Source organism: Plantactinospora sp. WMMC1484 (assembly GCF_049315195.1).
Taxonomy (GTDB): Bacteria; Actinomycetota; Actinomycetes; order Mycobacteriales; family Micromonosporaceae; genus Plantactinospora.
Genome location: NZ_CP186055.1, coordinates 4,268,265 through 4,293,540 on the forward strand (window position 1 = coordinate 4,268,265; position 25,276 = coordinate 4,293,540).

The 25,276-nt window shown below is 71.8% G+C and carries 26 protein-coding genes; 10 read left to right on the plus strand and 16 right to left on the minus strand.

The genetic code is table 11. The features are described 5' to 3' along the window. Positions 1-99 precede the first annotated feature (99 nt). Positions 100-999: a PaaX family transcriptional regulator C-terminal domain-containing protein gene (locus ACN28C_RS18755; RefSeq protein ID WP_422768837.1), complete on the minus strand. Its 900-nt coding sequence runs from the start codon at positions 997-999 to the stop codon at positions 100-102. Positions 1,000-1,104: 105 nt separating this feature from the next. On the opposite strand from ACN28C_RS18755, the gene ACN28C_RS18760 reads away from it, so the two are divergent. Then, positions 1,105-2,448 carry a PHB depolymerase family esterase gene (locus ACN28C_RS18760; RefSeq protein ID WP_422768838.1) on the plus strand — a complete coding sequence of 448 codons (1,344 nt, stop codon included), beginning with the start codon at positions 1,105-1,107 and terminating at the stop codon, positions 2,446-2,448. A gap of 91 nt (positions 2,449-2,539) precedes the next feature. Here the strand turns inward: ACN28C_RS18760 and ACN28C_RS18765 are convergent, their stop codons facing one another. The 11 genes from ACN28C_RS18765 to ACN28C_RS18815 all read right to left on the minus strand — a co-directional run bounded on the left by ACN28C_RS18765 (position 2,540) and on the right by ACN28C_RS18815 (position 12,882). Continuing rightward, positions 2,540-3,322 carry a MaoC/PaaZ C-terminal domain-containing protein gene (locus tag ACN28C_RS18765; protein ID WP_422768839.1) on the minus strand — a complete coding sequence of 261 codons (783 nt, stop codon included), beginning with the start codon at positions 3,320-3,322 and terminating at the stop codon, positions 2,540-2,542. Further along, positions 3,322-4,497 (minus strand): thiolase family protein, encoded by a 1,176-nt coding sequence (locus ACN28C_RS18770; protein WP_422768840.1) that lies wholly within the window; start codon positions 4,495-4,497, stop codon positions 3,322-3,324. Before ACN28C_RS18770 ends, ACN28C_RS18765 begins: the two co-directional genes overlap by 1 nt. Next, a complete protein-coding gene (locus ACN28C_RS18775; protein WP_422768841.1) occupies positions 4,494-4,979 on the minus strand; it encodes a maleylpyruvate isomerase N-terminal domain-containing protein in 486 nt (161 codons plus the stop codon). Before ACN28C_RS18775 ends, ACN28C_RS18770 begins: the two co-directional genes overlap by 4 nt. Then, the gene (locus tag ACN28C_RS18780; protein WP_422768842.1) at positions 4,976-5,821 is read right to left on the minus strand and encodes a fumarylacetoacetate hydrolase family protein; all 846 of its coding nucleotides are present in this window, start codon (positions 5,819-5,821) and stop codon (positions 4,976-4,978) included. Before ACN28C_RS18780 ends, ACN28C_RS18775 begins: the two co-directional genes overlap by 4 nt. Before the next feature lies 1 nt (position 5,822). Further along, positions 5,823-6,653 carry an SDR family NAD(P)-dependent oxidoreductase gene (locus ACN28C_RS18785; RefSeq protein ID WP_422768843.1) on the minus strand — a complete coding sequence of 277 codons (831 nt, stop codon included), beginning with the start codon at positions 6,651-6,653 and terminating at the stop codon, positions 5,823-5,825. Then, entirely contained in the window at positions 6,650-8,281 is a 1,632-nt protein-coding gene (locus ACN28C_RS18790; protein ID WP_422768844.1) for a long-chain-fatty-acid--CoA ligase, read from the minus strand. The genes ACN28C_RS18785 and ACN28C_RS18790 overlap by 4 nt, the downstream gene beginning before the upstream one ends. Before the next feature lie 4 nt (positions 8,282-8,285). Then, positions 8,286-8,696, minus strand: coding sequence for an acyl-CoA thioesterase (locus ACN28C_RS18795; protein WP_422768845.1), 411 nt, complete (start codon positions 8,694-8,696; stop codon positions 8,286-8,288). A gap of 9 nt (positions 8,697-8,705) precedes the next feature. Then, the gene (locus ACN28C_RS18800) at positions 8,706-9,926 is read right to left on the minus strand and encodes an FAD-dependent monooxygenase (RefSeq protein ID WP_422768846.1); all 1,221 of its coding nucleotides are present in this window, start codon (positions 9,924-9,926) and stop codon (positions 8,706-8,708) included. Continuing rightward, positions 9,923-10,843, minus strand: coding sequence for a fumarylacetoacetate hydrolase family protein (locus ACN28C_RS18805; RefSeq protein WP_422768847.1), 921 nt, complete (start codon positions 10,841-10,843; stop codon positions 9,923-9,925). The genes ACN28C_RS18800 and ACN28C_RS18805 overlap by 4 nt, the downstream gene beginning before the upstream one ends. Continuing rightward, positions 10,840-11,862 (minus strand): cupin domain-containing protein, encoded by a 1,023-nt coding sequence (locus tag ACN28C_RS18810; protein ID WP_422768848.1) that lies wholly within the window; start codon positions 11,860-11,862, stop codon positions 10,840-10,842. Before ACN28C_RS18810 ends, ACN28C_RS18805 begins: the two co-directional genes overlap by 4 nt. Positions 11,863-11,967: 105 nt before the next feature. Next, positions 11,968-12,882 carry a PaaX family transcriptional regulator C-terminal domain-containing protein gene (locus ACN28C_RS18815; RefSeq protein ID WP_422768849.1) on the minus strand — a complete coding sequence of 305 codons (915 nt, stop codon included), beginning with the start codon at positions 12,880-12,882 and terminating at the stop codon, positions 11,968-11,970. A 169-nt stretch (positions 12,883-13,051) separates the two neighbouring features. Here ACN28C_RS18815 and ACN28C_RS18820 point away from each other — a divergent pair, with 169 nt between their 5' ends. From ACN28C_RS18820 to ACN28C_RS18840, 5 genes are read left to right on the plus strand one after another with little or no spacing between them, the layout of a single operon-like run. Then, the gene (locus tag ACN28C_RS18820) at positions 13,052-14,242 is read left to right on the plus strand and encodes an ABC transporter substrate-binding protein (protein WP_422768850.1); all 1,191 of its coding nucleotides are present in this window, start codon (positions 13,052-13,054) and stop codon (positions 14,240-14,242) included. Then, on the plus strand, positions 14,239-15,012 hold the full coding sequence (locus ACN28C_RS18825; protein WP_422768851.1) for an ABC transporter ATP-binding protein: 774 nt from the start codon (positions 14,239-14,241) through the stop codon (positions 15,010-15,012). The genes ACN28C_RS18820 and ACN28C_RS18825 overlap by 4 nt, the downstream gene beginning before the upstream one ends. Continuing rightward, entirely contained in the window at positions 15,009-15,665 is a 657-nt protein-coding gene (locus ACN28C_RS18830) for an ABC transporter ATP-binding protein (RefSeq protein ID WP_422768852.1), read from the plus strand. The genes ACN28C_RS18825 and ACN28C_RS18830 overlap by 4 nt, the downstream gene beginning before the upstream one ends. Beyond that, positions 15,662-16,522, plus strand: coding sequence for a branched-chain amino acid ABC transporter permease (locus ACN28C_RS18835; protein WP_422768853.1), 861 nt, complete (start codon positions 15,662-15,664; stop codon positions 16,520-16,522). Before ACN28C_RS18830 ends, ACN28C_RS18835 begins: the two co-directional genes overlap by 4 nt. After that, on the plus strand, positions 16,519-17,679 hold the full coding sequence (locus ACN28C_RS18840; RefSeq protein ID WP_422768854.1) for a branched-chain amino acid ABC transporter permease: 1,161 nt from the start codon (positions 16,519-16,521) through the stop codon (positions 17,677-17,679). The genes ACN28C_RS18835 and ACN28C_RS18840 overlap by 4 nt, the downstream gene beginning before the upstream one ends. On the opposite strand, the gene ACN28C_RS18845 is transcribed toward ACN28C_RS18840, so the two are convergent. The 4 genes from ACN28C_RS18845 to ACN28C_RS18860 all read right to left on the minus strand — a co-directional run bounded on the left by ACN28C_RS18845 (position 17,641) and on the right by ACN28C_RS18860 (position 21,156). Continuing rightward, the gene (locus ACN28C_RS18845) at positions 17,641-18,750 is read right to left on the minus strand and encodes a cellulose binding domain-containing protein (RefSeq protein WP_422768855.1); all 1,110 of its coding nucleotides are present in this window, start codon (positions 18,748-18,750) and stop codon (positions 17,641-17,643) included. The genes ACN28C_RS18840 and ACN28C_RS18845 overlap by 39 nt on opposite strands. Before the next feature lie 533 nt (positions 18,751-19,283). Further along, entirely contained in the window at positions 19,284-20,033 is a 750-nt protein-coding gene (locus ACN28C_RS18850) for an MBL fold metallo-hydrolase (RefSeq protein WP_422768856.1), read from the minus strand. Positions 20,034-20,038: 5 nt separating this feature from the next. Next, on the minus strand, positions 20,039-20,434 hold the full coding sequence (locus tag ACN28C_RS18855) for a RidA family protein (protein ID WP_422768857.1): 396 nt from the start codon (positions 20,432-20,434) through the stop codon (positions 20,039-20,041). Then, positions 20,431-21,156 (minus strand): GntR family transcriptional regulator, encoded by a 726-nt coding sequence (locus ACN28C_RS18860; protein WP_422768858.1) that lies wholly within the window; start codon positions 21,154-21,156, stop codon positions 20,431-20,433. Before ACN28C_RS18860 ends, ACN28C_RS18855 begins: the two co-directional genes overlap by 4 nt. Positions 21,157-21,379: 223 nt before the next feature. Between ACN28C_RS18860 and ACN28C_RS18865 the strand changes: the two genes are divergently transcribed. Genes ACN28C_RS18865 through ACN28C_RS18880 form a run of 4 tightly spaced genes read left to right on the plus strand, consistent with a single transcriptional unit; the run spans position 21,380 to position 25,270 of the window. After that, entirely contained in the window at positions 21,380-22,702 is a 1,323-nt protein-coding gene (locus ACN28C_RS18865) for an ABC transporter substrate-binding protein (protein WP_422768859.1), read from the plus strand. Then, entirely contained in the window at positions 22,699-23,664 is a 966-nt protein-coding gene (locus tag ACN28C_RS18870) for a carbohydrate ABC transporter permease (protein ID WP_422768860.1), read from the plus strand. The genes ACN28C_RS18865 and ACN28C_RS18870 overlap by 4 nt, the downstream gene beginning before the upstream one ends. Further along, the gene (locus ACN28C_RS18875; RefSeq protein ID WP_422768861.1) at positions 23,661-24,491 is read left to right on the plus strand and encodes a carbohydrate ABC transporter permease; all 831 of its coding nucleotides are present in this window, start codon (positions 23,661-23,663) and stop codon (positions 24,489-24,491) included. The genes ACN28C_RS18870 and ACN28C_RS18875 overlap by 4 nt, the downstream gene beginning before the upstream one ends. Continuing rightward, positions 24,488-25,270: an SIS domain-containing protein gene (locus ACN28C_RS18880; RefSeq protein WP_422768862.1), complete on the plus strand. Its 783-nt coding sequence runs from the start codon at positions 24,488-24,490 to the stop codon at positions 25,268-25,270. The genes ACN28C_RS18875 and ACN28C_RS18880 overlap by 4 nt, the downstream gene beginning before the upstream one ends. The last annotated feature ends 6 nt before the right edge of the window (positions 25,271-25,276 follow it).

The window sequence follows — 25,276 nt, forward strand, 5'->3', positions numbered from 1 at the left end:
GATCGGGTCGAGTCGGAACGGCGGGCCCGGTGCAAGGCCGGGCCCGCCGGCGGCACGCGCTCGCTCTTCTCGTGCTGAGGAGATCGATCGTGGTTGTCGCTACCGCCCGGATCCGTCCGGCGGATCCCCGATGTCGCTCGGCACCATTTCGATGGTGTCGATCTCGGCCTCGGCGATCCGCCGCGCCTCCGGGCGCAGCCGCTCGTGGGTTCGGTGGAAGATCTCCTGGGCGGCCACCGCGGGCCAGTCCGGGGGAAGGTACCGCAGCGGGATGCGCGGGTCGTCCCGGAGCAGTAACAGCCACTCGCTGAGCAGCCACAGGTGGCGGGCGAGGTCGTCGGGGGCGTCCAGCAGGGGCCGGGGAGTGTCCCACCGCCGTAGGAACTGGTGGTAGCGGCCGGCGATGGCGGGCAGGTCGTAGGCGTCGCGTACCACCTGGCTCATCGCGGCCGGCTCGGCCGGCTCGGCCCGGAACACCACCAGGTGGTCGCTGAGCCGCAGATCGGTCAGGAGCGCGCCGACGTCGACCGTGCCGGGTGCGATCCACATGCCGCTGCGCAGCAGCCCGAAACCGGCCCACCGCAGGCGCGAGCGCAGCAGGTGGCGCTCGTCGCGGCGGGTCTCGGGCAGCGAAAAACCGAGCAGGGTCCAGCGCCCGTCGGTGTCCTGGTTGACCGCGCCCGCCCGCCACATCCGCTCCTCGCCCTCCCGCAGCACGGCGGCGCCGCGGGTGGTCAGGCCGAGGTACACCTTGCGGCCCCGGCGGTGCCGGACCAGCAGGTTCCGGTTGACCATGCGACTGAGGGTGGACCGGGTCGCGTGCTCGGAGACGCCCATCCGGGCCATCACCGCCGCGTAACTGCCCGAGAAGATCGCGACGTCCCGGCCGAGTACGGCGCTGCCCAGGAGGGTGAGCAGGAGGGTCTGCGGGCGTACGGCGGACACCTGCTCCGGTTCGGTGTCCCGATGTGGCCGGGTTCGTTCGCTGACGGTCGTCATCTGATCAGGATAGGTGCCGCCGCGCGGGCTCATGTTGGGCATTGCATTGACGGTCGTCAGCGAGATGCCTAATGTAATCAATAAACGCTCATCGATGGAGGTGTCATGACGCGAATCAGGAACACGCTGGTCGGGCTCGCCTGCGCCCTGCTCGTCGCGGCCGGTCTCGTCGCCGTTTCGCAGCCGGCGTCCGCCGCGTCACTGGTCGAGGTGACGAACTTCGGCAACAATCCGGGCAACATGCGGATGCACATCTACGTGCCGGACAACCGGCCCGCCAACCCGCCGGTCGTGGTCGCCATGCACGGCTGCGGTGGCTCGGGTCCGGGCTTCTACTCGGGCAGCGAGTTCGCCTCGCTGTCGAACCAGTACGGTTTCATCGTCATCTACCCGACCGCCACCCAGCAGGCCGGCTTCGGCAACTGCTTCGACACCTGGTCGGACGCGTCCAAGCGGCGCGGCGGCGGTAGTGACCCGGTCTCCATCGAGTCGATGGTGAACTACGCCCGGACGCAGCACGGTGGTGACATCAACCGGGTCTACGCCACCGGCAGTTCGTCCGGCGGCATGATGACCCAGCACATGCTCGCGGTCTACCCCGATCTGTTCAAGGCGGGCGCGTCCTTCATGGGCGTGCCCTTCAACTGCTTCGCCAACGCGGCCGCCTACCCGCCCGGCGGGCCGTGCACCAACGGCTCCATGAACCGGACCCCGCAGGAGTGGGGCGACATGGTCCGGGCGGCCTATCCCGGCTACACCGGCACTCGCCCGCCGGTGCAGCTCTGGCACGGCACCAACGACACCCTCGTGCCGTACTCGCTGCTGCAGGAGTCGATCGACCAGTGGACCAACGTGCACGGGCTGAGCCAGACGCCGACGTCCACCGACACCCCGCAGGCCAACTGGAACCGTCGCCGCTTCGGCACCCAGGTCGAGGCGTACGCCATCCAGGGCGCCGGGCACAGCCTGCCGTCCAGCGGGATGGCGCGGGTCGCGATCCAGTTCTTCGGCCTGGACCGCTCGACGCCACCCACCACGCCGCCGGCCACTCCGACCACGCCGCCGGTCACTCCGACCACGCCGCCGGTCACTCCGACCACGCCGCCGGTCACTCCGACCACGCCGCCGGTCACTCCGACCACGCCGCCACCGGGTAGCGCCGGCTGCACCGCCACGGTGTCGCTGAACCAGTGGAACGGTGGCTTCGTCGCCACGGTACGGGTCACCGCCGGGTCGTCGGGCACCAACGGTTGGACCGTGACGATGACCCTGCCCGGGGGCGCGAGCGTCACCAACGCCTGGAACGCCAACCGCAGCGGCAACACCGGAACCGTCCAGTTCAGCAACGTCAGCTACAACGGCCGGCTGGGCTCCGGCCAGACCACCGAGTTCGGCTTCCAGGGCAGCGGCAGTGGCTCCGGCATGACCCCCGGTTGCGCCGCCAGCTGACCCATCCCGCTGATCGCCGATCGGCTCGGTTCTCGGGCCACCGGGGCGGGCGGGCCGGAGCGCCCCCGGCCTGCCCGCTGCCGGTAGCGTCTCAGACCTCGACCAGACCGGCGCCGAGCACCGTGGCCCCGGCCCGGTCGAGGCACTCGAACCGGTAGCCGCCCTCGTGCGTCCAGACCCGGGTGCGAAGCATGTCACCTGGGGCGATCGGCCGGGTGAAGCGGCAGCTCAGCCGCGAGACACCGGATCCGGCGGGCAGCACGGTGAGGCTGGCGATGGCGAGGCTGGCCAGGCCGTGCACGATGACCCCGGGCAGCCCGGCCGCCCGGGCGGCCCCCTCGTCCAGGTGAATCGGGTTGTGGTCGCCGGACGCGTCGGCGTACCGGCGAGCCAGGTCGGCGGGGAGCGGGTGGGCGGCGGTGCGGGCCGGCTCGCCGGCCGGCGGATCGGCCGGCAGCGTCGGGGCCGGTGTGCCGAGATCCAGGTCGGTCGGGACGCCCCGGTAGAACTCGGTGACGTACTGCTCGTTGAGCAGCTCGCCGTCGGCGTCGCGGGTCTGCACCCGGATGGTGGCGGCCGTGCCGCTGCGCTTGCCGTGCAGGCCGGCGAGGGCGGCGCGGACCGCCACCTTGTCGCCGACCGGCAGCGGGCGGTGGAAGAACAGGTCCTGTTGACCGTGCACCACCCGGGTCCGCAGCTCGGCCGGGGCCGCGGTCTCGGCGACCGCGAACACCAGATCCATCGCCGGGACGACCGCGTAGACCGGGGAGGGGCCGCCCACGGCCTCGGCGTACGCGGCGACGCCCTCGGCGGTGACATCGAACCAGCGCTCGCCGCTCCACCGACCCACCACGGACTCGTCGAAGGGGGACATCAGTCGGTCACCTCCACCACGACGGCACCGGCGGTGTCCCCGGCCGCGCACCCGGTGAAGAGCCCGCGCCCGCCGCCACGGGCGCGGAGCGCCGCTATCAGCTCGGCGACCGCACGCATGCCGGTCGGCCCCTGCGGATGTCCGTAGACGAGGCTGCATCCGTACGGGTTCATCCGATCCAGCGGGAACCCGGTCTGCCGGGCGAAGTAGATGTCGTTGACCGCGAACGGGTTGTGCGTGGTGACCACGTCGATGCCACTGATGTCGAGGCCGGCGTCGGCGAGGGCGGCGCGGGCCGCCGGTACCGGCGCCTTCGGCATCCGGGCCCGGTCCGTGCGGGCGAACGCCACCGCGAGAATCCGGGTCATGCCACCGTCACCCAGCTCGCGTGCCCGGTCGACGGTGCAGAGCACGAGTCCGGCGGTGCCGTCACCGGGATGCGTCTGCGATCCGTACGTGACCACGCCGCCGGGCCGGACCGGGGAGAGTTTCGCCAGCCCTGCGGCGGTGGTCTCGTGCATGCCGGCGTCGTCGGCGACGACGCGCCTGCCCCGGCGCCCGGGCACATGCACCTCGACCAGGTAGTCCCGCCGACCCGATCGGGCCGCACCGTACTGCTCGTGGCGGAGCAGCGTCACCTCGTCGATCTCCGCCCGGGTGTAGCCCTCGTCGGCGGCGACGTTTTCCGCGGTGTCCAGCATGGACCCGTTGGTGTTCGGGTCGCGCGTCATCGGTTCCAGCACCCAGTGCTCGGTGCGTGGTGCCGCGCCGGGCGTGTCCTGCGCCGACCACACCATCAGCGGGCCGTTGCTCGTGCGGTCGGTGGTCAACGCCAGCACCGTACGGTGGGCATCCAGCTCGACCTGTACGGCCGCCGCCTGCACCACCGCCGCCGACGTGGCACAGGCCTGGGCGATCGTCGGACCGGTCACGCCGGCCAACCCGAGACGGGGGGTGACGGTGGTGACGCCGTAGAACGAGGTGGGCTGCGGGACGGTGGTGCCGAACGCCACGTGACCGATCTCGGTGACGTCGAAGCCTCGCGCGGCGAGCGCCCGGTTCGTCACGTCGACGGCAAGGTCCACGCTGGACATCCCGGCGAGGGCCCCCTGCCAGCGGCAGAACGGCGACGACCAGGCCAGGCCGGTGGGGATCGCCACGTTCGACAACTTCAAGGGACCTCCTTGCGGAACGGGGCGAGCTGGTCGGCGTGCTGCTGCTTGTGCCCGATGACGTACCGGTCCAGGAAGGCGGTCAGCGGCTCCGGGCCGTACCTGCGGTTGTTCGTCGTCATCGCCAGATGGTGGTCGTCGAGCTCGCGCAGTGCCACCGCCAGCTCTGCGGCGGCCGACGTCACTCCGGCGCGCAGCTCTTCGTACGATCGGCCGCGCGCGGCGGCCACCGCGGCGAGCCGCTCCGGGTGCTCGTGGGTACGCCCCACCGGCGCCGCCGGGTCGGCGAGGAACCGCCGCAGCTCACCGGCGAAGAAGCACGGGAACTCGCCGAGGTGGGCGAGGACCATTGCCGCGCTCCACGCCTCCTGTCCGGCCGGCTTGCGCTCCAACTCGTGCAGCCGGGCCGGGTCGAGCAGCTCCATGGTGTCGGCGATCAGGTCGTCGAGGGCCTGGTTGCGCCCCCGGACCTCCGCCGCGTTCACTCCGCCTCCCGCACGCACTCGTTGACGCACTCGCCCAGCCCTTCGATGGCGGTGCGCAGCACCTGCCCCGGCCGGAGGAAGGTCTTCGGCTCGCGGCCCGCCCCCACCCCCGCCGGGGTGCCGGTGGCCACGACGTCACCGGGGACGAGAGTGATGAACCGGCTGACGTACGCCAGCACCTCCGCCGGCCGGAAGAGCAGGTCGCTCGTGCGGGCCCGCTGCACCATTACGCCGTCGACCTCGCAGCGCACCTCCAGGTCGGCGGCGTCCCCGACCTCGTCCGGGGTGCTGAGCCAGGGCCCGAGCGGCGTACTCGCCTCGAACGTCTTGCCCTGCAGCCACTGGCTCGTCCGCCACTGCCAGTCGCGCATGGAGACGTCGTTGAGCACGCTGTAACCGGCGATCGCGGTCGACGCCTCGGTGGCGGTGGCCCGGCGGATCGGCCGGCCCACGAGGACGGCCAGTTCGGCCTCCCAGTCGACCTGGTCGCTGACCGCCGGCAGGACCAGCCGGTCGCGCGCCCCGACCAGGCTGGCGGCGAACTTCGCGAACAGCGTCGGTACGGACGGCAGGTCGCGCCCCATCTCCAGGATGTGGCCCCGGTAGTTGAGCCCGACGCAGAGGATCTTCGACGGGTTCGGCACCAGCGGCGCGTAGTCGGCGCTCTCCAGCGGGAGCCGTCCGGTGCCGGTCGCCGGGAGCCGTCCGGTGCCGATCGCGTCGGGCCAGGACGGGTCGGCCAGCAGCGCGCCGACGTCGGGGGCGGCCAGCAGTGTCAGGTGGTCGTCGTGCACCCGGGCGGCCCGGGTGCCGCCGTCGACCCGGATCGTGGCGAGCCGCATGTCAGAAGCTCATCCCCTCGGCCTGGCCGCCGGCGACGGTGATCACCTGTCCGTGGACGAAGTTCGACCACGGCGTGCAGAGCAGGAATATGCCGCCGGCCGCCTCGGCGGGCGTGGCCGGGCGGCCGAGCGGAATCCGGGCGGCGGCCTCGGCCCGCACCCGGGCCGGGATGCCGAGCGGAATCCTCTGTTCGCCGCGCTCGACGGTGCCCGCCTCGGCCGGCTCCGCGGTCAACCGGGTCTCCACGAAGCCGAACGCCACCGCGTTCACGTTGATCCGTAGCGGCCCCCACTCCTTGGCCAGCGTCTTGGTGAGGCCGACGAGTGCGGACTTGGCGGCCGAGTAGTTGGCCTGACCGACGTTGCCCATGGTGCCGGAGATGGAGACGACGTTGACCACCTTGCGGAAGATCTCCCGCCCCTGCGCGGCGTCGCGTTTGGCGGCCTTCCGCAGCACCGGCGCGGCGGCGCGCAGCAGCCGGAACGGCGCCATCAGGTGGATGTCGAGCATCGCCGTCAGCTGGTCGTCACTCATCTTGTGGAAGATGCCGTCCCAGGTGTAGCCGGCGTTGTTCACCACGATGTCGAGCCGGCCGTACTCCTCGATCGCCCTGGCCACGATCTGCGGCGGCGTCGCCGGGTCGGTCAGGTCGGCGGCGACGGCCGTGCCCCGCCCGTCGAGCAGGTCGAGCGTCTGTTTGAGCGTCCCGGCGTCGAGGTCGCTCGCCACGACCCGGGCGCCGTGTTCGGCGAGCAGCACCGCCGTCGCCTGTCCGATTCCCCGCGCGGCGCCGGTGATGACCGCCACCCGACCGTCCAGCACTCCGGTCACGTCATTCCTCCGCTCGATGTCAGAGCTGCCAACCTGTCCTGCCAGAGTTCGCGGGCACGCTTCTTGTCGAACTTCCCGGTGGCCGTGGCGGGCAGGTCGGCCACGAACTCGACGACGTCCGGCACCCACCAGCTCGCCACCCGCGTGCGCAGGTGTGCCCGCAGCGTCTCGGCGTCGACCTCGGCGCAGGCCACGACGAGTGCCGCCGGCCGCTCCCCCCACACCGGATGCGGCACCGCGATGACCATGGCCTGCGCCACCGCCTCGTGGTCCATCAGATGGTTCTCCAGCTCGATCGAGCTGATCCACTCGCCGCCGGACTTGACGAGGTCCTTGGCCCGGTCGAGCAGGTGCAGGTATCCGTCCGGGTCGATCGTCCCGACGTCGCCGGTGCGGAGCCAGCCGTCCCGGAACCGGCTGTCGTTGGCGTCGTCCTCCGGGCGGTGGTAGGCCGACGCGACCCACGGCCCGCGCGCCTCGATCTCACCGGCGGAGACGCCGTCGTGCGGCAGCACCTCGCCGGTCGGCGCGACGACGCGCAGCTCCACCCCGGCCGTGGCGAAGCCCTGTGTCGCGTGCAGCGCCAGCCGCTCCGCCTCCGGTCGACCCGCCAGGTGACCGCGCACCACGGTCAGGCTCCCCGACGGCGACATCTCGGTCATGCCCCAGCCCTGCTGCATCTGCACGCCGCGCCGGTGGTAGCGCTGGATCAGCTCCGCCGGGATCGCCGACCCGCCGCAGAGGATCCGCTCCAGCGTGCCGAGATCGTCGCCGGCGGGTGCCAACTGGTCGACCGCCAGCCAGAACGTGGGCACCCCGGCGGCCACGGTCACCCGCTCCTCGCGGAGCAGCCGGAGCACCGCCTGCGGACTGGTGTCCGGCCCGGCCAGCACGAGGCTGGCGCCGGCGAGCGCGGCCGAGTACGGCATGCCCCACGCCGTGGCATGGAACAGCGGGGTCAGCGGCAGCAGGACGTCGCGTTCCCGGATCGCGAAGGAGTCGGCAAAGAGGCCGCTCATCGCATGCAGCGTCAGCGACCGGTGCGAATAGACCACGCCCTTGGGACGGCCGGTCGTGCCGCCGGTGTAGCAGAGGCAGGCCGCCGCCCACTCGTCCACCTCGGCCGGCTCGTCGTCCGGCATACCGGCGATCAGCTCCTCGTAGTCGACGGCGTCGGCGAAGTCGGGATGCGGCGGCGTCCCGTCGGGGAGTACGACGTACCGCCGCACACCGGGCAGCTTCGGGCGGATCTCGGCCAGCCGTGTGGTGAGGGACGCCTCCACGAAAACGACCGTGTCCCCGGCGTGCGCGGCGATCCACGCGATCTGGTCGGCGAAGAGCCGGACGTTGAGCGGCTGCAGGACGGCGCCGGCCATCGGCACGCCGTAGCAGAGTTCCAGGTGCCGCAGGCTGTTCCAGGCGAACGTGCCGACCCGGTCGCCGGGTGCCACGCGCAACCCCGGCAGGGCGGCGGCCACCTGGCGCGCCCGGCGGGCCAGCTCCGGCCAGGTCCGCCCGGCGCGGCCGGCGGCGGTCATCCCGACGAGCCGGCCGTACGGTCCGGTGGCGGCGGCGCGGCGCAGCATCATCGCGACCGAGAGTGGCATCGAGCCCATCGTGCTTCGCATCGAGTCATCCCCCCTGCGGGCCGGCTGCGGTGAAGAGTTCCCGGATCTGCTCCGGCCACGGTGCGGTACGGCCGGTGGCGGGGTCGAACCAGGCGATCGTCAGGGTGCCCCGGGCCACCACGACGCCGGACCGGGCGATCGTGAACGCGTACCGCAGCGAGCTGCGTCCGACGTGCTCGACCGCCAGGGTGGTCTGGGCCACCTCCGCGTAGTGCAGCGGGCCGAGGAAGTCGACGGTCAGGTTGAGCCGTGGCATTTGGTTGAACGCCTGCTGCGCGACGCCGAGCCGCTCGTGCAGGGACGTCTCGGCGTGCTCGACGAAGCGCAGCGCCGTGGCGTAGTGCCACCGGCCCATCGGGTCGGTCTCGGACCACTCCAGCCGGCGGCTGGTCACGATCGACGCTGGCTCACCCATGTCGCACACTCAGTACTTGTAGACGGTGTTGCCGGGCGGGATCTCGCGCGGGCCGTACGGCGCGGTGTCGAGCCAGTGGCCGAGCCGGTCGTCGTGCGCCGCGCCCCGGGCCGCCTCCGCCAGCCGGACGCGCTGCTCCGCATCGGGTCGCAGGTGTGCCAGGGCATCGCCGGCGGCGTCCCGGTTGAACAGCGCGGCGCGGCGACGCGAGATCGCGAAGTCCTCGACGGCGGCCCGCGCTCGCGCCGGTACGCCGGTGGAGAGCGCGACGTGTGCCGCCGTGGCCGCGGCGTCCGCGTCCGGCACCCCGGAGTTCATCCCACGCGCGCCGAACGGGGCGAAGAGGTGCGCGGCCTCGCCGGTGAGGAGGACCCGCCGGTACGGGTCGGTGAAGTCGTCGGCGACCACCTGGAGGAACTGGTATGTCGACGCCCAGGCGACCCGGTCGGCGTACCGGGGCGGCAGGACCGCCCGCAACCAGCGGCGCAGGCCGGCGCCCTCGCTCAGCCGTTCCGGGTCGTCGCCGTCGTGCAGTTGCAGGTCGACGCGCCAGCCGCCGGCGAAGGGCACGAGCAGGACGTTGCGGCCGTCGACTGCCGGATGGGCGTAGTGGAAGATTCGCTCGGCAGGGAGCGGCGCGGTGGTCTCCTCCACGTCGACCACGACGTACCAGCCGTCGGAGCGGCTGCCCGCCATCGTCACGCCGAGTGCCCGGCGTACCGCCGAGCGGGCACCGTCGGCCGCGATGACGTATTCGGCCGTCCAGCGGTCGCCCGTCACGGTGGCCAGTTCCGCGCCGTCCGTCCCGGTGACCGCTCGGGTGATCTCGGAGTTCCAGACGAACTCGACGCCGGCCGCCTTGCACGCCTCCAGCAGGTACCGTTCGGTCTCCACCTGCGGCAGGCTGGTGAAGTGCGGCAGTGCGCCGGGCTCGGGCGGCGGGTAGCTGCGCGCGAAGACCTGGCGTCCGGCGTAGAAGGTGCGTTTGGTCTGCCAGACCAGCCCGTGCGCGGCGAGGTCGCCGGCGAGGCCGGGACTGGACCGGTCGAGCACCTCCAGGGTGGCCCGGTGCACGAAGATCGCCCGGCTGCCCGGGCGGAGCCGGTCCTGCTCGCCCGCTTCCAGGACGGTGGCCGGGCGGCCCAGGGCGCGCAGCGACAGCGCTGCGGACATGCCGACCGGGCCGGCACCGACCACGATGACCGGGCGGTGCTGCGGCGGTCGGGTCACGCGCGCACCGCCTCGGTCCGCCCCGCCGATGGGGGCGGACCCGGTGCGCCGGCCCGTCCGGGGCGCGCCGCGTACGGCCGGGCCCGGTCGCCGGTGACGCTGACCTCCAGCCGCCCGACGCGGTCGATCTGCACGGCGATCCGCTCGCCGTGCCGGATCGGCCCGACACCCGCCGGGGTCCCGGTCGCGACGATGTCGCCGGGCCAGAGCGTCATGACCGAGCTGGCGTACGCGATCAGCTGCGGGACGCCGAAGATGAGGTCGGCGGTGCTGGCGGACTGGCGCAGCGTGCCGCCGACCCAGCAGCGCAGGGCGAGGGTGCCCGGGTCACCGACCTCCTCCGGGGTGGTGAGCCAGGGGCCGAGCGGCGTGAACGTGTCAAACGACTTGCGCGTCGAGCGGTCCTCGGTGGAGCGCACGGTGATGTCGAGCAGGCAGGTGTAGCCCGCGACGTGGTCCAGGGCCCGCTCTGCCGGCACGTGCCGTGCCTCGCGGCCGATCACGACCGCCAGCTCCGCCTCCTGGTCGGTGCGCACGTCGGTGTAGGGCAGTGCCACCGCGCCGCCGTGCCCGAGAACCGAGGAGGGTGCCTTGAGGAAGAGGCCGAGGTCGGCGACGGTGAGCGGGGCGGCCATCTCGGCCTGGTGGTCGCGGTAGTTGACCGGTGCCGCGACGATCTTGCCAGGGCGGGGGAGCGGTGGTGCGAACCTTACCCCGGCCAGCGGGACACGGGGGCGGCCGGCGAGCGCTCCGGCGGTGAGCCGGTGCGGGTCGGCGCCGGACCCCAGCAGCGCGTGCAGCGGGCCGGCCGGTCCGGACGGCGGCGCGTCGACCAGTCCGGTGATGTCGACGAGGTGGTCGCCGTCGACCACGCCGAGCCGGGTCTCCCGATCGGTGCGGAACACGGCGAGCCTCACCGGACCTCCTCGCGATGGAGGCCGAGCGCGGCCAGCGCCGGCGCGTCGGTGTAGGAGAAGAGGATCGCGTCCTCGTCCGACACGGAGTTGACGTGCGTGTACGTGGCCCAGCCCGGCACGGCGAAGACATCCTTCGGCCCCCACTCCAGCCGCTGGCCCTCCACCGTGGTCACGCCGTGCCCCCGCACCACGTGGTAGACGGTGCTCGGGGTCTGCCGGCGGGGCACGCCGCGGAATCCCGGGCGCAGCCGCGCCACCCGGCATCCGATGGTCGGCATGACCGGGCCGCCGGTCCACGGGTTGGTGTATTCCAGTAGCACGCCGTCGGAGTAGCTGCCCACCGCGTCGTCGGCGATCGCGTCGAACGCCCGCGCGGTCTCGGCCCAGGGATAGTTGCCGATCGGCGAGTTCGGGCTCGGCTGCGGATCCCAGGCGGGGGTCAGCCGGCCGTGGATGAACTGGCGGGACGAGATGTCGTCGGGTACGCCGGCCTTCTGCGTACGTTCGCCGTAGAGCTCGAAGAAGCCGGCCTCCAGGGCATTGACGAGCGGGAAGTCCAGGCCGTCGAGCCAGAGCATCGGCCCGTCGCCCTCGTGGGCGTGGTCGTGCCAGTGCCAGCCCGGGGTCAGCAGCAGGTCGCCGGGGTGCATGTGCACCCGCTCGCCGTTCACGGTCGTGTATGCGCCGCTGCCCTCGATGATGAAGCGGAAGGCGCCGGAGGTGTGCCGGTGCGCCTGCGCGGTCTCGCCGGGCAGGATCACCTGGATGCCGGCGTACAGCGTGGTGGTGGTGGCCGGCGGGTCGGAGAGCCCCGGGTTGACAAGCATCAGCACCCGGCGCTCCGCCTCCTCCAGCGACAGCACGTCGGCGAAGTGCAGCAGGTGGGGCCGGAGCGCCGGGTAGGACCACCGGTACGGCACAGCCCGGCTCTTCGGTTCGGCCGCGAAGAGGTTGCCGAAGTAGCGCCACAGCGGCGCGGTGCCGAGTTCGGCGATCGCGTCGTACGCGTCGTCACCCATGGGTCCTCCTTCGCCTGTCCATAGGCTTACTGGTCTCGCTCCTGTCGTCAAGACATGTGTCACACATTGCGGCGCCACCACACCGCCGCGGGTGGCCGGCCGCTGTCAGAGGTCGCGGCTGCGGCTGGTGTGACTGCGCACGAGCGCGGCCAGCTCGGGGTCGTACTCGGCGACCACCTGCACCACCCGCTGCTCGGCGAGGCCGGCGAGGCCGTCGTAGAGCTCCACGAAGAGTTCCCGGGCCCGCGCCCGGGGCCACTGTGCCGGCAGTAGCTCGGTGGGCAGCTCCGGGTCGAGGCCCGGCATGGTGCGCCAGTCGTCCATCAGCGCGGTGCGTGCGACCAGGGCCTCCGCCGTGCCGATCTGCCCGCTGCGCCAGCGCTCCCGCACCGGTCCGTAGGCGCTGAGCAGCCGCTCGTAACCGCTGCGCAGCGCGTCGAGGTCCCACGCCTTGACCGGGTTCCCGCCCACCGGCCCGCCCTCGGCGAGCTCGGCGATGAAGACGGTCGCCCGGTCGATGCCGAGCTCGGCCAGGACCCCGGTCACCTCGCGGACCCGTCCGTGCGGGGAGACCCAGAGGCCGTCGTAGAGCGGTGCGAAGCCGTACCAGCCGAGCCGGGTACGCAGGGCGTGCCGCCGGGACCGGTCGTCCTCGGGCACGGAGAACGCCGCCACCGTCCAGTGCCCGGTCCAGGCCGCCTGCGCCGTGCCGAAGGAGAGGATGTGCCCGCGCCCCTCGGTGAGCACCTCGGCAGCGCGGGCACTGAGCGCGTAGGAGGTGCGCCGTCCGGCCCTGGAGAGTTCGAGCAGGCCGCGGCGGGCCAGCCGGCTCAGCGCCGCCCGGGCGCTGACCTCGGTGATGGCGAACTCGCCCAGCAGTGCCACGAGTGCCGCGGAGGGCAGCGGAGCTCGCTGCCCGTACCAGTAGTCGCCGAGCAGGGTCAGCAGCAGGTGCTGGGGGCTGCCCCCGGCCTGCCCCCGCGGCAGGTCGGCGGCGGGTGACGCGGGCTGGACCGACATGCGGCCGACTATACAGATTTCGAATCGTCCGATATCTGTTCAGCCCTGCGAGACCGAGGCGATCGGTCCCGTTTCGGGACAACCAATATTAGGCACCATCATTGACCGGCGTGCAACACGTGTCTAGCGTCCAGGTAACAAAGCTGTCCCCGCGCTGTGGGAGGCGCCCGTGCGACGTACCGCCGTAACCGCCGTCGTGCTCGCCGTGGTCTCCGCCATGGCCGCCTGCGGTGACGACTCCGCCACCGACGACGGCGACGGGCCCATCAAGGTGGGCCAGATCGTATCGCTGACCGGCAACTACGCACCGCTCGGCACCGAGAACGAGAAGTCCGTGAAGCTCGCCGTCGAGCAGGTCAACGCGGCCGGCGGGGTGCTCGGCCGCCAGGTCGAGTTGCTCGTCCGCGACGACCGGAGCCAGCCCGACCAGTCGGTGCTGGCCTTCAACGACCTCAGGGGCAGGGACGTCGCCGCCGTGATCGGGTCACCCTTCTCGAACTCGGCGCTGGCCACCATCCCGCTGGTCGACCGGGAGAAGATCCCGTACATCTCGCTGACCCCGGCCGACGAGCAGGTCGACCCCATCCACCCGTACGTCTTCGTGGTGCCGGCCACCTCCGCCACGTACGCCGACCGGATCCTGCAGTACCTCAAGGCCCAGAACATCACCAGGGTCGCGGTCGCCTACGACGGCAAGAGCTCCTACGCCCGCGCCGGCTTCACCGGCACGAAGACCAGGGCCGCCGGATACGGCATCACGCTCACCGCCACCCCCGAGTTCCAGACCACGACGACCGAGTTCTCCGCGGTCTTCCACCAGGTCCGCTCCTCCGGGGCAGCGGCGCTGGTCGTCTGGGCCACCGGGCCACCCGGCGTGGCCCTGGCCAAGCAGTACCCGACCGCCGCGCTCCAGGTGCCGATCGTCTTCACCGGAGCGCAGGCGAGCAAGCTCTGGTTGGACCCGGTCGGCGCGGCCGCCGAGGGCGCGATCGTGGCCAGCTCCATCGGTGTGGTCGGCGACAGCCTGCCGGACGGGGAGCTGAAGCGGGCCGTCGACGAACTCGCCGCACCGTTCCAGCAGAGCTACGGTTACCCGCCGCCGCAGTTCGCCCAGGACGGCTACAGCGGCGTGAAGCTGCTGGTGGCCGCGATCGAGAAGGCGGGCAGCACCGACCCGGAGAAGGTTCGGGCCGCGCTGGAAGGGCTCACCGCCACCACTCCGAACGGCACCTACACCTACAGCGTCACCGACCACGCCGGGCTGAGCGCCGACTACATCTCGATCAACAAGGTCACCGGCGGCGCGCTGGTACCCACCGAGTGGGCGAGCCAGCAACTCGGCGCGGTGGCCGGCAGGTGACCGAGCCTCTGCTGCGACTCACCGGCGTGTCCCGCGCCTTCGGCGGCGTCTACGCCGTGCGCGATGTCGGGCTCGACGTCGCGCACGGCGAGCTGCGCGGCGTCATCGGCCCGAACGGTGCCGGCAAGTCGACGCTGTTCAACCTCATCGGCGGGCAGCTTCCCGTCAGCGGCGGCATGATCACCTTCGCCGGAGACCGCATCGACCGGATGCCGGCGCACCGGCGGGCCGTGCTCGGCATCGCCATCGTCTTCCAGGGCGCGCGCATCTTCCGCGGGATGAGCGCCCTGGAGAACGTCATGGTCGGGGCGCACACCACCACCCGCAGCGGCTTCGCCGCCGCCGTGCTACGGCTGCCCGGACACCGTCGGGAGGAGCGCGAGATCCGGCATCGGGCGCGGGAGGCACTCGACCGGGTCGGACTCGCCGCCTGGGCGGACCGGCCGGCGGAGTCGCTGCCACTGGGCCAGCAGCGAGCGCTCCAGGTCGCCCGCGCACTCTGCGGCCGGCCGCGGCTGCTGTTGCTCGACGAACCCGCGGCCGGGCTGCGCGCTGCCGAGCGGGAGTCGCTGGCTCAGCTCGTCGAGGAGTTGAAGGCCGGCGGGCTGACGATGATCAAGATCGAGCACGATGTTGCCTTCGTGACCCGGCTCGCTGACCGGGTCACCGTGCTCGATCTCGGCCGGGTGATCGCCGAGGGCACGCCGGCCGAGATCCGGACTCATCCGGCCGTCGTCGCCGCCTACCTCGGCACGGAGGCGCCGACGTGATCGAGGTGGACAAGCTCACCGTCCGCTACGGCGCGGCGACCGCCCTCGACGGGGTCGGCCTCACCGTGCGCCCCGGTGAGATGGTCGCGCTCATCGGCCCTAACGGTGCCGGAAAGTCCACACTGGTCAACACACTCTCCGGCATCCTGCGCCCGGCCGGCGGCACGGTCATCGTCCGGGGCCGCCTCGCCCACGTGCCCGAGGGGCGGCAGATGTTCCCCGATCTGACCGTGGACGACAACCTGCGGCTGGGCGGTTGGCGCGGCCGAGACCGGGACACCGCCCGGATCTACGATGTTCTGCCCGGGCTGGTCGGGCTGCGTCGCCGCCGCGCCGGTCAGCTCTCCGGGGGCGAGCAGCAGATGGTGGCGGTGGGCCGGGCGCTGATGGCCCGCCCGGACGTGCTCGCGGTGGACGAGCTCTCCCTCGGCCTCGCCCCGCTCGTCGTCGCCGACCTCGCCCGCCACCTGCGGACCCTCAACGCCGAACACGGCCTCGCCGTGCTGCTCATCGAGCAGAACGCCCGCCTCGCCCTGGACCTGTGCACCCGGGGGTACGTCCTGGAGGCCGGCCGGGTCGCCGCCGCCGGCAGCGCCGCCGAACTGGCCGGCGATCCCCGGGTCGCTGCCGCCTACCTGGGTGCGACCGGATGAGCGAACTTCTGCAGTACCTCGTCACGGGGCTCGGCGGCGGCTGTGCCTTCGCCCTCGTCGGCAGCGGACTCGTGGTCGTCTACCGGGTCACCCGGGTGGTCAACTTCGCCCAGGGCTCGTTCGCGGTGATCGCCGCGATGACCGCCTCGACACTGCTGGGAAGCGGGTTGCCGCACGGACCGTCCGAGGCGCTCGCCGTGGCGATCGGTGCCGTCGCCGGACTGGTGGTGGGACTGGTCGCGATAGGCAGGCCCGGGACCCCACCCGGCGCGTCGCTCATCGTCACGCTCGGACTCGGCGTCTTCGCGTACGCCGTCGAGGTCCTCGTCTGGGGAGACCAGCCGCGCTCGTTCCCCGGCGTACCCGGCGCGGTCGACCTGCTCGGCGCCCGTTTCCAGGCCCACTACCTGCTCATCGTCGGCGCCACGCTCGTCGTCTTCACCGGGCTCGGCGTGCTGTTCACCCGCACCGACACCGGCCGGGCGCTGTCGGCGTGCGCGTCCAACCCGTACGCCGCCCGGCTGGTCGGCATCGACGTCCGGCGGATGGGCCTGCTCTCCTTCGCCATCGCCGGCGCGCTCGGCGGACTGGCCGGCGTACTGGTCACCCCGATCCAACTCGTCACCTTCGACTACGACGTCACGCTCGTCGTCGGCGGCTTCGCCGCGGCCATCCTCGGCGGTCTGGTGCGGCCGGCGCTCACCCTGCTCGGCGGCCTGCTGCTCGGCGCCGCGCAGGCCCTCGTCGCCGGGTACGGCGGCGCCGCGTACCAGATGGAGGTCGCCCTGGTGCTCATGCTCACCGTGATGATCTGGCGGGCGGCGCGCCAGCCGGTCGCGCTGCAGGAGACGGCATGAACGTGCAGCGGAGGCCGCCGACCGGACGGCGTCCCACGGCCGCGACCCGGTGGCGTCCGGCGACCGCCAACCGGGGTCTACCGACGGCCGCGACCCGGTGGCTTCCGGCGGTGGTGGCGGCGGTGACGCTCGCCCTGCCCCCGCTGCTCTCCGGCAGCCACCTCGCCATCTACATCCTGCTCGGCCTCGCCGCGATGGTCACCATTGGCCTGACGATGCTGATGGGCTATGCCGGACAGGTGTCGCTGGGCCAGGCCGCCTTCTACGCGATCGGCGGCTACACCGCCGGCCTGCTCGCCGTGCAGGGCCTGCCACCGCTCGTCGGCCTGCTCGCCGCGCCGCTCACGGCCGCCGCGTTCGCCCTCGTGGTGGGCGTGCCGCTGCTGCGCCTGCGTGGCCACCATCTCGCCTTCGCCACGCTCGCCACGCAGCTCATCCTGCTATCCCTGCTCAGCCAGGCGGACTGGGCCGGCGGCGCCATCGGCCTGCAGGGCATCCCGCGGCTTTCCGTCGGTGGCGCCGAGTTCGCCGACGACATCTCCTACGCCTACCTGGTCTGGATCGCGGTGGCGGTGACCCTGCTGGTGGCCCGCAACGTCGTGGCGTCCCGACCCGGACGCGGCCTGCGGGCGCTGGCGACCAGCGAGACGGCGGCCGCGGCCAGTGGAATTCCGGTCGGGCGGTATCGACTCACCGTCTTCGCCCTCTCCGCCGCGTTCGCCGGACTCGCGGGCGGAATCTACGCCTTCTATCTCGGCTACATCGCTCCCGGCTCGTTCCCGGTCCTGCTCTCCATCGAGTACGTCGTGATGGCCGTGGTCGGCGGTCTCGGCACTCTCTGGGGTGCCCTCGTCGGCGCCACCGCCATCATCCTGCTCGTGCAGGTGCTCACCACGCTCGGCACCCAGCCGGGCATGCCCAGCTACGCGCCGAGCGTGCTGTCCTACGCCGTCTACGCGCTCCTGCTGGTGCTTGTGGTGCTCTTTCTGCCGCACGGGATCGTGCCGGCCGTCCGCGACCGGCTGGCCCCGACGGGCGGTGTGGGCGGCGCGGGAGCGGAGTCCTCCGCCGTCCGGGGTGGAGCCCAGACGGGCTCCACCCCGGGCTCTTGCCGGGGATCAGGCGAGAGCGCAGGCGGCGCCGTTCAGCGCGAATGAGGCTGGCCTGGCGGTGTTGCCGGTGTGGTTGGCTTGGAAGCCGATGTTGACCGACGCGTTCGGTGCGATGGCGGCGTTGTAGGAGGCGTTCCTGGCCGTCACCTGCCCGGAGGACGGTGAGTAGCTGGCGTTCCATCCTGAGGTGATGGTCTGGCCGCTCGGTAGCGTGAAGACCAGGGACCAGCCGTTGACCGTGCTGCTGCCGGTGTTGGTGATGGTGATGCTCTCGGTCAGGCCCGTGTTCCAGGCGTTCACGGTGGCGGTCACCCGGCATGCGCCGGCGGGGGATGTCGGAGTGGTGGGGCCGGGTGTCGGCGTGCTCGGGCCCGGCGTCGGGGTGGTGCTCGGGCCCGGCGTCGGGGTGGTGCTCGGGCCCGGCGTCGGGGTGGTGCCCTGGAACTGGGTGAAGAACGTCCAGGTCTCCTGGGGGAGCCAGGCCGCGTTCGAACCGGCGTCCTGCGGAGTGGGGGTGTGGCCCCCGTCGAACGCATACCAGACGACGGGATGTCCGGCCGAGCAACCCGAGTAGTGGAACTCCGTGTGCGTACCGCTGCCCTGCGCCGGCTCGGGCGGGCTTGCCGGGGTGCAGCCGTTGTTCCTGACGAACCTGTCGCGCATCGCCCGACCACCGGAGATGCTGAGCACGTTGTCGCTGAGGCCGTGCGCCTGGAGGTATGCGATGGGATCGTTGCCGCCGTTGCATCCGCTGATCACGCCGGCCGAGTAGATCGCGACCGCGCGGAAGACGTTCGCCCGGGCACACGCGAGTGCGTAGCTCATGCCGCCGCCGTAGCTGAACCCGAGCGAGAACACCTGCGCCGTGTCGACGCAGAGAGCGTTCTGGATCGTCCGGATCATGTCGTCGGTGAAGGTGACGTCCTCGCCGCCGGAGTTGGCCCAGCCATTGTTGAGTCCCTCGGGCGCGACGAATATCGTACTGTTGTTCGACAGTGGAAGGAGGCCGTAGTAGCTCTGGCTCACCACCGAGTTGGCGTTGCCGCCCAACCAGTGGAACCCGAAGACCAGCCGGTAGGGGCGGTTGTTGTCGTAGTTGTCGGGAATTCGCAGCACGAAGCTGCGGCTCCGTCCGCCGCTCTGTATCGAATGCGTGCCACTCGTCAACGCCGGTGCCCTACCGCAACCCGCAGTGGCCGCAAGGCTGCCCGCGTCGGCGCCGGACGCGGTCACCCGGGCATTCCCGAACTCGGCTGCACCCGACGGTACGGCGGTCGCTATCAACATCGCGGCGCCCGCGACAGCCACGGCGCCCGACAGCGTCGGAATCATCGGGCGACGTCTGCGGTCTGCCCTCTCCATGAACGTTCCTCCTCGGAGGGTGGTTGTGCCGTCACGGCACTCCAATGAATCGACCGGCGTCCGTGTTGGCGGCGCGTGATCGTCACAGGGCCCCTCCTGCACGACGGATCGTGCAGGAGGGGCCCTGATGCCACCATCTCGGCGACCATCGATGACGGTCACTATCAAATGTAGAAGATTCCATGACGGCCGTCAATCGAATGCCCAACCTTGGGTCATCGGGATCGTCCCTCGGCGGCGGGCGCACCCCAGCTCCGTGCAGAGGAGCGGAGTCGGGTGTCGGGCGCTCAGGGGGTGTGGACGTTCGGCGGGGGAACGAGCCGCCGGAACGACTCCGCCGCCCTGCCGATCTCCACCCGGGCGTCGCGCAGCACCGGGTCGCCGTGGCCGGGCAGCAGCACGTCGACCTCGCGCCCGGCGAGCGCGATGACGGTCTCGGCGTACCGGTCGAGCCGGCAGTCGTGGATCGCCTGCAGGCTCACCCGCCCACCGGCGAAGAGGCAGTCGCCGCTGAACAGGATGTTCCGGCCGGCGGAACGGACCAGCACGACGAGGTGGCCGTCGCAGTGACCGGGAGCGTCGACGACCTCGATCTCCAGGCCACCGGCCCGGACGACGTCGCCACCCCGCACCACCCGGTCCACACCGGCGGGTGCGAGCCGGTAGCCGGGTGGGTAGACCCCGGCGGCGCGGGCGGCGGCCAGCGAGGTGCGCGACTCGTCGCCGGTGGCCAGCGCCGCCGCGGTCTCGGCGCTGGCCAGCACGGGCAGCCCCGCGCTCCGTGCCGCGGCGGCGCCACCGGCGTGGTCGGCGTGGTAGTGCGTGACGACGGCGCCGGTCAGGACGGCCGGGTCGCAGACCTCGGCAATGGCCGCCAGCCAGGTCCGGGCGCCCAGGCCGGTCCCGGTGTCGACCAGGATCCCGCCGGTGCCGTCCCAGACCAGGTAACAGTGGCAGTCGTGCGGGTCGGCGAGCGCCTCGGGGTGACTGCCGCTGCCGACCAGCCAGACCGCGTCCAACACCTGCACGGCACCCATCGCGCTCAGCTCCCGGGCGCCCGGTCGCGCCGTACGGCCACGACGTCGACCTCGACCAGGATCCCGGCGAGGGTGCTGCCGACGGTGGTCCGCACCGGGTAGGGCGGCCGGAACCGGCTGGCGTACACCTCGTTGTAGGCGCCGAAGTCGCGGTCCAGGTGTTGCAGGTGCACGGTGGCCTTCACGACGTCGGCGAGGCCCAGCCCGACGGTGCGCAGCGCGCCCTCGACGTTGTCGAGCACCTGCTCGGTCTGCGCGGTGATGCCCTCCGGCACGACGCCGGTGACCGGGTCCTGCGGGCCGAAGCCGGCCGTCCAGACCATCGTCCCCGTGTCGATCACGTGACTGTACGGCCCGGCCGGTTCGGGCAGGTCGGGGCTGGTGTGGGCGGTCCAGGTCATCTGTTGTGCTCCCTCGATTCGGTGCTCGGGCGGTGCAGGTCGGACATGACCTCGTAACGGTCGTGGCGGTAGCGGGACCGGGAGCGCTGCGCCGGGCGGCGGTTGGTGTCGTAGAAGAGGTCGACGATCTCCAGTGCCGGGGCGTGTTCCGGCAGGCCGAGCAGTTGGGCGTCGCGGGACGGCGCGGGCACCGCGCGTACCCGTCGGCGGGCCGCCGCCATCACGACGCCCGCGCTCGCCAGCACCTCGTGCAGCGACCCCTCCAGTTCGGCGGCGTCGAGCACGCGTTGGAACCGGGCGGGCAGGTGGGCATCCTCCAGGCACATCGGCTCGTCGTCGGCGAACCGGAGCCGCTCCAGCCGGATGACCGGGCTGTCGACCTCGACCCCGAGGTCGACAGCGACCTCGGGGGAGGCGGGCACCTCCTCGATCGCGACCAACCGGCTGCTCGGCCGCAGTCCCCGGGAGCGCATGTCCTCGGTGAAGGAGGTCAGGTGCGGGCCCATCGCCACGGTCGGGCGGCGGACGAACGTGCCGAGACCCGGCACGCGTTCCACCCGCCCGTCCGTGGCCAGTGCGTCGAGTGCCTGCCGGACCGTCATCCGGCTGACCTCGAACCGCAGGGCGAGGTCCTTCTCCGAGGGCAGCCGGGATCCCACCGGCAGGCTCCGGCACTGCTCGCGGAGAGCGGTCGTGATCGCGACGTGTTTCGGCGTTGACATGACGTGAGCATCCCGTATCTGCGCTGGGCGACCGAACCCGGCCACGTCGGCCGAGACCGGGACCTCCCTGCTCTTGACTGGTCTAGACCGCATCTGTATGGTCCGGAACATTATTCCAACACCGCTCGGTCCGTCTAGTCCGCAGCGTCGTCGGCCGGCCGAGGAGCCGGGACGATCCGGAGGCTCGCGAGACGCCTGAAGGCCGTGAGAGGAGTTCCACCTCATGAGGTACGGAAAGTTCAAGCGGCTGACCGCCGTGGCCGTGGTTGCGGCGGCCAGCCTGTCGGCCGCCGCCTGCGGCGGGTCGAGTGGGCCGGCCGGGGACGACAAGACGTTGATCCTGTGGCACATGGAGCAGCCACCGAACCGGGTCGCGGAGTTCCAGAAGCTGATCGACGGCTACAACGCGACAAATCCGGAATACAAGGTCCAGGCGCAGGTCCAGGACTGGAACCAGATCTACACGAAGATCTCGGGCGCGGTGCAGTCGAAGACCCAGCCCGACATCCTCTTCACCATCCCCGACTTCACCACCTACGTGCGCCCGCTCGGCGGCGTCCGGCCGGTGACGGCACTGGTGGAGGAGCTGGACAAGGCGCACACCTTCGGCGAGGCGGCCAAGGCGCCCTACCGCGACGACGACGAGTACTGGGCCGTCCCGCTCTACGGCATGGTGCAGATGCTCTGGTACCGCAAGGACCTGCTGGCCAAGGCGGGCATCACCGAACCGCCGAAGACCACCAGCGAGCTGCTGGCGGACGCCCAGAAGCTCACCACCGGCAACCAGCACGGGATCGCGCTGCCGGCGGGGAGGAACCTCGCCACCGACCAGGTGCTCTACAGCCTGATGCTGACCGGCGGGGCCGGAAACTTCTTCACCCCGTCCGGTGAGGTCAACTTCGACACCCCGGAGACGGTCCGGGCCGTCACCCTCTACCGGGACCTGCTCAAGCAGTCGCCCTCCGACAGCGGCAACTACTCCTGGGGCGAGCCGCAGGCGGCGTTCAACAGCGGCGCGGCGGCGATGGCGATCGAGAAGGGGCAGTACCTGGCCCCGTTCGAGCAGGAGTCCGGCCGGCCAGCCAGCGACCTGGGCTGCGCCCCGATCCCGGTCGCGGACTCCGGCGGCGAGCCGGGCAGCATCTACTACTCGAACGCCGCGATGGTGATGTCCAACGACGACGAGAAGGCCGCCGGCGCCGAGGCGTTCCTGAAGTACGTCCTGGAGCCGGAGAACTACGGCACCCTGCTCAACGCCGAGCCGGGTCTCTTCCTGCCGCTGACCGCCGACGGTGCCACGGCCGAGTCCTGGACCAGCAACGAGGTCATCCAGAAGTACCGGGGCTGCGTCGACGCCATGCTGGAGCAGTCGAAGACGGGCGGTCTCTTCGGTTTCGTCGACGGCCAGTACGTCGACTCCATCGGAAAGATCTCCGGCCAGAACGTGCTGGCCCAGGTGGTGCAGCGGGTCTACAGCAGCGGCGAGTCGCCGGAGGCGGCGGTCAGGTGGGGTGAGGAGCAGATGCGCGAGGCGGTCGCCAAGTGAGCAGCCGCAACGCGGTGCCGGGTACCGGGGCGGTCGTCCCCGGTACCCGGGCCGCCGGGCAGCCGGCGACGGCGGAGCGCCGCCGTCGCCGGCCCTGGCGGGTCCATCTCCTCGGGTACGCCCTCGTCGCGCCGCTCGTGCTCGTGATGCTCGCCGTGATCGGCTATCCGCTGCTGAACACCGTGCTGCTCAGCCTCCAGGACCAGGGCGTCGTCGGCAGCGACTCGACCTTCGTCGGCCTGGAGAACTACAGCCGGGCCCTTGCCGACAACGCGTTCTGGGCCTCGATCGGGCGCTCCGGCATCTGGCTGGCCGGCAACCTCCTGGTGCAGACGCTCATGGCCTTCGGGACCGCGCTGCTGATCGGCGGCACCGGCCGCTGGGCGCGGGCCTCCCGGACCTGGGTGCTCTTCCCCTGGGTCATCCCCACCGTCGCGGTCGCGGTCATCTGGCAGTGGCTGGGCAACAGCAACTACGGCATCGTGCCGAAACTCGCCTCCGCCGTCGGCATCGACGGGCTCGGCAGCCCGTTCGGGGACAGCGCCCTGGCGATGCCGGCGCTGATCCTGATGAACAGCTGGCACTGGTTCCCGCTCGGCGCGGTCGTCATCTTCGGCGCCCTGCGGACGATCCCCACCGAGATCTACGAGGCCGCCCGGGTCGACGGGGCCAACAGTTGGCGGATCTTCTGGCGGATCACGTTTCCGCTGCTCCAGCCGGTGCTCTTCGCGCTCGGGCTGGTCGGGTCGCTCTGGTCGTTCAACATCGTCGACTCGATCTACCTGGTCACCAAGGGCGGTCCCGCCGACGTGAGCACCACGGCGCCGGTCTTCATCTACAACAAGGCGTTCAACCAGTTCCAGGCGAGCGACGCCGCCGCCGTCAGCGTGATCACGATCGTCCTGCTGGCCGCCGTCGCCGCCGTCTACATCCGCGCCGCGAAGCCGAAGGAGGACTCGTGACACCCCGGCTGTCGTGGGCGCGACTGCCCCGCATCGTCACCTGGGCCGTGCTCACGGCCATCGTGCTCGGACCGCTCTACTGGATCACCATCTCGGCGTTCAAGGACCGCGAGGAGATCCTGCGAACGACGCCGACGCTGATCCCGACCGATCCGACCCTGGAGAACTTCCGGCAGCTCTTCACCGCCACGGACTACCCGAGCTACCTCACCAACAGCTTCGTGGTCGCGCTCTGCACCGCCTTCTTCACCGTGCTGGTGTCGTTCGCGGCGGCGTACGGGCTCTACCGGCTGCGCATCCCCGGTGGCAACAAGCTGGCCGGGGCGATCCTGGTGGCGTACATGATTCCGGGGACGCTGCTGCTGGTGCCGCTCTACCAGGCGTTCGCGGCGGTGCAGTTGATCGACACCAGGAACGCGCTGGTGATCGTCAACGTGGCCTTCACCGCGCCGTTCTGCACCTGGCTGCTCCGGGGCTTCTTCTTCGCGATCCCCCGGGACATCGACGAGGCCGCCGCCGTGGACGGGGCCGGCCCGATCCGGATGATGCTGCGGATCGTCCTGCCGCTGCTCGCCCCCGGGATCTCCACGGTCGCCGTCTACGCCTTCGTCTTCTCCTGGACCGAGTTCGTCTTCGCCTCACAGTTGATCGTCAGCGACCAGCTCAAGACCCTGCCGATCGGGCTGAGCGCGATCATGGGGCAGTACACCGTGAACTGGGGGCTGCTGATGGCCGGCACGGTCTGCACCGTCATTCCCGCAATCGTCCCGTTCATCTTCGCCGGCCGCTACTTCGTCGGCGGGCTGACGACGGGAGCGGTCAAGTGAGCGCGGCCGGACCGGCGCCCGCCGGACGGGCGGGCTGGTCTCCGGAGGAGGTGACCGGTGCCGGCTACGCCGCACGTGTCCAGGAGATCCTCGGCCGTGCCCTGACCGAGGAACTGCCGGCGGTGCGTCGGGCCGCCGAACTGGTCGCCTGGTCGTTCTCGGCCAAGGGCATCTTCTACGTCTTCGGCAGCGGGCATTCGCACATCTTCGGCGAGGAGGCGTTCTACCGGGCCGGCGGCGCGGTGCGGGTCTGCCCGATCCTCAGACCGGCGCACATGCTGCACGAGGGCGCGGTGCACAGCACCGTGCTGGAACGGGAGTCCGGACACGCCGAGTCGGTGCTCGCCGGCTACCGGCTCGACGGCGGGTGCGACGTGCTGCTTGTCGCCTCCAACTCGGGAGCGAACCCGCTGCCCGTCGAGGTCGCCCAGGCCGCGAAGGCGCGTGGCCTGCCGCTGATCGCCATCACGTCCCGCCGGTACGCCTCGGCGATCTCCCGGCCGGGCCCTCGGCTGCACGACATCGCCGACGTGGTGGTCGACAACCACTGCCCGCCCGGCGACGCGCTCGTCGAACTGGGTCCCGGCCTGCCGTCCGCCGGACCGTCGTCGAGTGTGGTCGGTCTGGCCCTGCTCGACGCGATCATCGTCGAGGCGCTCGGCATCCAGATCCGACGCGGCGAGACGCCGGAGGTGTTCATGAGCGCCAACATGCCCGGCGCCGCCGAGCACAACGCCGAGGCGGCCCGCCGGATGTCCGACCTCGTCCCACACCTCTAGCCCGTT